The sequence below is a fragment of the Variovorax sp. 01T439_2 genome, assembly GCF_056398445.1.
Genome location: NZ_JBFTPJ010000555.1, coordinates 1 through 3965, shown reverse-complemented (window position 1 = coordinate 3965; position 3965 = coordinate 1). Strand labels below are relative to the sequence as shown.

Sequence of the window (3965 nt, the reverse complement as noted above, 5' to 3'; positions counted from 1 at the left end):
CGTGGTGGTAGTCCACGTCGAGCACCGCCACCCGCTCCACGCCCGCATCGCGCAGCGCCTGCGCGGCCACGGCAGCGTTGTTGACGAAGCAGTAGCCGCCGAAGAAATCGGCGCCCGCATGGTGGCCGGGCGGCCGCGTGAGTGCGAAGGCGGCGCGCTCGCCGCCGATGACGCGCTGCGCCGCGGTCCAGGCGCAGGCGGCGCCGTGGCGCGCGGCGGCCCAGCTGCCGGCCATGAGCGGCGTGCCCGCGTCGAAGGAGAACAGCCCCATGCGCGCAGGAAAGCTCTTCGGCAGCACGTCGGTGCGCATGCCGCGCGTGGGCCAGTACGAAGGCAGCGCATCGCGCGATGCGTTCGACGGATCGAGCGCCACCCACTCGTCCCAGGCATGCGCAATGAAGTCCAGGTAGCGCGGCGCGTGCACCCTGGCCAACAGCGCCTCGTCGAAGGCATCGGGCACCTGCAGCGGGCCCAGGCCGCGGCGCTCCAGTTCATGTTTCACATGGTCGACGCGGGCGGGCACCTCGAAGCACGGCACCAGTTCGCCGCGGAACATCTCGACTTTGCCCTGGTGCAGCGCGTGCTGGTCGTTGTAGATGGTGAGCATGCCGCCCATCATGCCGCACGCCGCAGCACCGCCCGGCGCCGGCCGGACGCCGTCAGCCCGAACAGGTCCTTCGGGTCGTCGAGTTCGGGCACCAGCGCGATCTGCTGGCCGATGCCGCGCTCCAGCGACAGCTGGTGGATGTAGCGCAGCGCCGTGTAGTCCTCCAGCGCAAAGCCGACCGAGTCGAACACCGTGACCTGCTCGGCACTCTCGCGCCCCGGCACGCTGCCGAGCAGCACCTTCCAGAGCTCGTGCACCGGAAAGTCGGCCGGCAGCTGCTGGATCTCGCCCTCGATGCGGGTCTGGGCTTCGTACTCGACGAACACGCGGGCGAGGCGCAGCACGTCGGGATGCAGCTCGGTCTTGCCGGGGGAATCGCCGCCCACCGCATTGATGTGCATGCCCGGCTCGATCATGCCGGGCGAAAGCACGACCGCGTGGCCCTGGTGTGCCGTGACCGTGGTCACGATGTCGGCGCCGCGCACCGCGTCGGCGACCGATGGCGCGCGCACCACCTCGAGCGGCGTGYAGGCCGACAGGTGGCGCACCAGCTTGTCGGTGGCGCGCGGATCGATGTCGAACACGCGCACCTCCTCGATACCCAGCAGCGCATGGAAGGCCAGCGCCTGGAACTCGCTCTGCGAGCCGTTGCCGATCAGCGCCATGCTGCGCGAGCCGGGCCGCGCCAGCGCCTGCGCCGCCATGGCCGAAGTGGCGGCGGTGCGCAGCGCGGTGGTGAGCGTGAGCTCGGACAGCAGCACGGGGTAGCCCGTGTCGACCTCGGCCAGCACGCCGAAGGCCATGACCGTGGGCAGCCCCACGGCCGTGTTGTGCGGATGGCCGTTGACGTACTTGAAGGCGTAGGCGCCGTCGTCGGCCACCGGCATCAGCTCGATCACGCCGAGGTGCGAGTGGCTGGCCACGCGCGCCTTCTTGTCGAACTCGCGCCAGCGCAGGAAGTCGTCGCGCAGCGCGTCGGCCAGGGCCTTGAGGAATTGCGGAACGCCGGTTTCGTCCACCAGGCGAACCAGGCTGTGAACATCGATGAAGCGGGTCATGGCGCGGCTCCTTGCGTAGCCCGGACGCGGCGCTTCATTCCTTCAAGTGTTCTCACTCCACCATGGCTGATCCAGGATGCGCCTGCGCCAGGGGTTGCAGCCATTGTGCGCCTGCTTGCAGGCCATGGCGAGCCCCCGCCGGGTCCTGGCGGAAGCACGGCTTCAGTCGTGCCTGTGCTCTTCGATGCTGCGCTCCAGGAAGCGCCAGAGCCGCTCGTCTTCGCTGAAGGCCACGTTGAAGCGCAGCCAGCCGGTGGGATGCGGATTGACCAGGAACAGCTGGCCCGGGCCGAGCATGATGCCCTCGGCCGCGGCGCGCCGCGAGAGCTCGGCGCTGTCGGCAATGTCCGGGTGCCGCGCCCACAGGTACATGCCGGCCGCGGCTTCGTGGAACAGCTCGAAGCCCAGCCCGTCCAGCCGCCGCGCGACGCTGCCCTGCGCCTGCGCGAGGCGCTCGCGCAGCGACTTGAGGTGCTTGCGCCAGCGGCCATCGGTCACGATGCCGAAGGCCAGCCGCTCGGTGATATCGGACGAGGTCAGGCCCGAGATCATCTTGAGCTGCGCCAGCTCTTCGAGCAGCTCCGGCCGGGCGACCACGTAGCCGACGCGGATGTTGGGCGAGATGGTCTTCGAGTAGCTGCCCACGTAGACCACGCGGCGCAGCTGTCCCAGGCTGGCGAGCGAGGGGCGCATCGAGGCGTCCATCTCGGCATAGATGTCGTTCTCGACCAGCGTGAAGTCGTGTGCCTGCGCGAGCTGCAGCAGTTGCACCAGCTGCGGCAGCGAGGCCATCGAGCAGGTCGGGCTCTGCAGCCGGGGCTGGGTGAAGAAAGCCTTGGGCCGATGCGCCGCGAGCAGCGCCTCGAGCGCCGGCATGTCGTAGCCCGTGGGGATGCGCGGCACGCCGACGATCTCCACGCCCAGGAAGCGGAGCATGAACATCAGGTTCGGATAGCCCGGGTCGTCCACCAGCACCGAATCGCCCGGCTTGAGCAGGCGGCGCGCCACCAGGTCCAGCGCCTGGCTGGAACCCTGGGTCAGCAGCACCTGGGCGGCGTCGACCACGATCTGCTGCTCCGAGAGCGCCTCGGCCGTCGCCATGCGCAGCGCCATGTGGCCGAAGGGCAGGCCGTAGCCGCCGATGTCGGCGCCTTCGGAAGCCAGGTGGCGAAGGCTCCGGCGCATGCCGTCCTCGAACAGCCAGTCGTGCGGCAGCCAGCCACAGCCGGGTTTGAGCGGCAGGTTGCGGTTCTCGAAGATCTGCTGCAGGTACCAGCGGGCGTCGAAGCGGGGGTCCGGGCGGGGCGCACTGGCCGCGCCGGCGGCGCTGTCCTCGATGCGCCGCTTGACGAAGAAGCCGGCGTTGGCGCGCGAGACCAGGAGGCCCTGCGCCACCAGCCGGTCGTAGGCCTCGACCACCGTGAACACACTGACGCCGTGGGTCGCGGCAAAGGCGCGGATCGACGGCAACTTGCTGTCGGCCTTGAGCTTCTGGGAGCCGATCAGTCCGCGTAACCCTTCCACGATCTGGCTGACCAGCGGCGTCGGCTGTTCGGGGCGAAGAATGAGCATCGGGGGCGTCTGCAGCAGTCCGGCCTGCACCATATTGAGGAAAGTATGTACAGGATACAAGACCAGTACAGTCTTCCGGGCGATCACTTCCGGTGTACATGGCTGGATCGATTCGTGGGACCTAGAGTGCCGGCATTCCTTCTTCAAAGCACAGGCCGCACCCATGCAACGCGAACCCCACCTCAGCAATGCCGCCCTCATGGCCCGCCGCAATGCGGCCGTGGCCCGCGGCGTCGGCCAGGCCCATGAGATCTTCGTCAGCCGCGCCGCCAACGCGGAAGTGTGGGACGTCGAGGGGCGACGCTACATCGACTTTGCCGGCGGCATCGCGGTGCTCAACACCGGCCACTGCCATCCGGAGATCAGCGCCGCCGTGAAGGCGCAGGTCGATCTTTATTCGCACACCTGCTTCCAGGTGCTGGCCTACGAGCCCTACGTGGAGCTGGCCGAGCGCCTGAACGCGCTGGCGCCGGGCAATTTCGCGAAGAAGTCGATCTTCCTGAGCACCGGCGCCGAGGCGGTCGAGAACGCGGTCAAGATCGCCCGCGCCCACACCCGGCGGCCCGGCGTCATTGCCTTCAACGGCGGCTATCACGGCCGCACCATGATGACGCTCGGCCTGACCGGCAAGGTGGCGCCCTACAAGCTCGGCTTCGGCCCGTTCCCGGGCGAGGTGTTCCATGCGCTGTACCCGAACGTGCTGCACGGCGTGAGCGTGGACGATGCAC

General features: G+C 69.1%; 4 protein-coding genes. 1 reads left to right on the top strand and 3 read right to left on the bottom strand.

All coding sequences use genetic code 11. The features are described from left to right. From AC1DOC_RS23085 to AC1DOC_RS23075, 3 genes are all read right to left on the bottom strand, one after another. On the bottom strand, nt 1-607 hold a 607-nt coding region (locus tag AC1DOC_RS23085; protein WP_478130558.1), incomplete at its 3' end, for an arginase family protein. A gap of 8 nt (nt 608-615) precedes the next feature. Next, nucleotides 616-1665 carry an ornithine cyclodeaminase gene (locus AC1DOC_RS23080; protein WP_478130557.1) on the bottom strand — a complete coding sequence of 350 codons (1050 nt, stop codon included), beginning with the start codon at nt 1663-1665 and terminating at the stop codon, nt 616-618. Between the two features lie 162 nt (nt 1666-1827). After that, nucleotides 1828-3237, bottom strand: a complete 1410-nt coding sequence (locus AC1DOC_RS23075; RefSeq protein WP_015867455.1) for an aminotransferase-like domain-containing protein — start codon at nt 3235-3237, stop codon at nt 1828-1830. A gap of 163 nt (nt 3238-3400) precedes the next feature. Here AC1DOC_RS23075 and AC1DOC_RS23070 point away from each other — a divergent pair. Further along, nucleotides 3401-3965: aminotransferase class III-fold pyridoxal phosphate-dependent enzyme (locus tag AC1DOC_RS23070; RefSeq protein WP_478130556.1), on the top strand; the 565-nt coding region annotated here is incomplete at its 3' end.